This is a genomic window from Cupriavidus phytohabitans, from assembly GCF_000426345.1.
In the GTDB taxonomy this organism is placed as follows: domain Bacteria; phylum Pseudomonadota; class Gammaproteobacteria; order Burkholderiales; family Burkholderiaceae; genus Cupriavidus.
Genome location: NZ_AUFE01000209.1, coordinates 1 through 2,053, shown reverse-complemented (window position 1 = coordinate 2,053; position 2,053 = coordinate 1). Strand labels below are relative to the sequence as shown.

1 protein-coding gene and 1 pseudogene are annotated in these 2,053 nt (G+C 60.8%); both read right to left on the bottom strand.

Annotation, left to right across the window (positions count from 1 at the left end):
- Nucleotides 1–132: 132 nt before the first annotated feature.
- Complete coding sequence (gene tnpC / locus K309_RS0134695) at nt 133–1,725, bottom strand: IS66 family transposase (protein WP_029050448.1); 1,593 nt, start codon at nt 1,723–1,725, stop codon at nt 133–135.
- A 31-nt stretch (nt 1,726–1,756) separates the two neighbouring features.
- Nucleotides 1,757–1,933 (bottom strand): annotated as a pseudogene (gene tnpB, locus K309_RS44265) (IS66 family insertion sequence element accessory protein TnpB); the annotation flags it as partial.
- Between the last annotated feature and the right edge of the window lie 120 nt (nt 1,934–2,053).

Genomic DNA, 2,053 nt, shown 5'->3' with positions numbered 1-2,053 from the left:
AATCTGGCAAGGCCTGCAGCGCGTAATGGACTTCGCCGCCGGTATCAAGTACGCCCGGGAAATTGGTCACGAGTGACTTGTGTGTAATGCAATGCTTTTAAGGGCGTCCCTTGCGGCAGCCGGCTGTATCCGCTAGACGGTTGAGGGCTTGAGCCTCCAGGGCAGCAGAGCCTCGTAGTCGTCGGCTGTCTGTGCGTGTGGCAACGCCTTGAACAAGGCAACGAGATACTGATACGGATTGACGTCGTTGGCCTTGCAGGTTTCCACCAGCGAGTAAAGACTTGCGCTGGCGTTGGCACCGGCCACGGTGTCGCAGAAGAGGAAGTTTCTCCGTCCAATCACGAATGGCCTAAACGCGTTCTCGCAGGGATTGTTCGAGATCGGCCAGGTTCCGTTCTCGATGTAGCGCACGAGCTTTGGCCACTGCCCATGCAGGTAGTGCAGCGCCTTGCCGAACAGGCTTTGCGGCAGCACGGTATGCAGGTGTTGCAGCAGCATCGTTTCGATCTTGGTCAGCAGCGGCTGACTTTGTTCGGCGCGAACCTGCTGCCGTTGTTCTGGCTTCATCTTGAGCGTGCGGCTTTCGACGGCAAACAGCTTGCCGATGCGCTGCAGGAATCCCGTGACTGGGTGGTCGGCACGCTTATCCTTGGGCAAGGCTTGCTCTGCCTCGACCAGGTAGCGGCGCCCGTGTGCCCAGCATCCGAGGTGCACCAACTGATAGGAGTTTGCGACGTCGTCGTATGGTGCATAGCCGTCGGTGATCAACACCGCTCCAGGCTTGATGCCGGCATAGAGAGTCATAGCCTGCTTTGTCTCGCGTGTTGGGCTATAGGCAAACAACCGTACCGGCGGGCCAGTGCCATTCATCTGCGCCCATAGGAAACTCTTTCTCTGGGCAGGCCTGCCGGGCTCCTTGAGCACCTGGACGGTAGTTTCGTCGCCGTACACAAGGTCATCGTCCAGCAGATGGTCGCGCATCAGGTTGATGATAGGCTGCACCGCTTGGCCTACTCGCACTATGCTTGCGGCCAAGGTGCCTCGAGAGAGGTCCCCGCCAAAGCGATGCAGCAGCGCTGCCTGGCGGTACAGCGGCAGGCCATCTTGATACTTCGAGGTGATGCACCAGGCCAGCGCCGATTCGGTAAGGAGTCCCTTGGGAATAATGCGCGCCGGTGCCGGCGTCGTCTTGATGCCGCCGTCGCAGCATGGACAGGCGTACTTGACCCGCTGGTGCTGGATTACGCGGACCTGCTGCGGCACGATGTCGAGCTGTTCGCTGACCTCGACGCCAATCTCGACCAGAGTCTGGCCATCGAGGGGGCAGACGCGTTCCGATTCGGGTAGTTCGTGACGAACCTCGACACGGGGCAGCGCTGGGTCGAGCGGCTTGCGGCCGCGCTTCTTGCGTTTGTGTCCGGCCACTTCGGTCTCGGGCGTACCTTCTTCTTCTTCCTGCGCTGGTTGCGCGGCCGCCGTCGCCAAGGCCTCGGCCTCATTGAGGAACAAGTCCTTCTGCTCCGAGCCTCGCGCCTCGCTCTTGGCGGCGAACAGCTTACGCTGGAACGCCTTGAGCTGTTCCAAGAGCAGGTCTCGCTGGACCGTCATCACACGCAACTCGCCCTTGATTGCCTCGCGTTCCGCGAGTATTGCCTTGAACTCGCGTTCGGCGTCGCGCAACAGTTGCAGCTCGGCGGCGGTAACGGTGACGGGCGTGGATGGCATGGCCGGTTAGACCGCCGCCGCCAAGCAGCGTTCACGCAGCGCGATGGTATTCTCGGTGCGGGTGCCGGCGCATCGCCTCGATGTCGATTCCCTCGAGCAGCCAGTGCAACTGTTCGACCGTCAGCGTAGCCACTGCCGCCTCGCGTGGCCAGGCAAACCGGTCCGCCTCCAATCGTTTCAACAATAGCCAGAAGCCGTTGCGATCCCACCGTAAGCGACCGAGAAACGGCGTCCTAGTACAACATCCCCTAAATAGGTTTAATAATTATCGGGTTGCAGATACGGCTGCAGGAGCGTGACGACCAAGTGGGCCATCTCGTCGAGCGAG

Bases quoted from the DNA above. Each gene is read 5' to 3' on its own strand.
- tnpC (WP_029050448.1), bottom strand. From the start codon at position 1,725: ATGCCATCCACGCCCGTCACCGTTACCGCCGCCGAGCTGCAACTGTTG.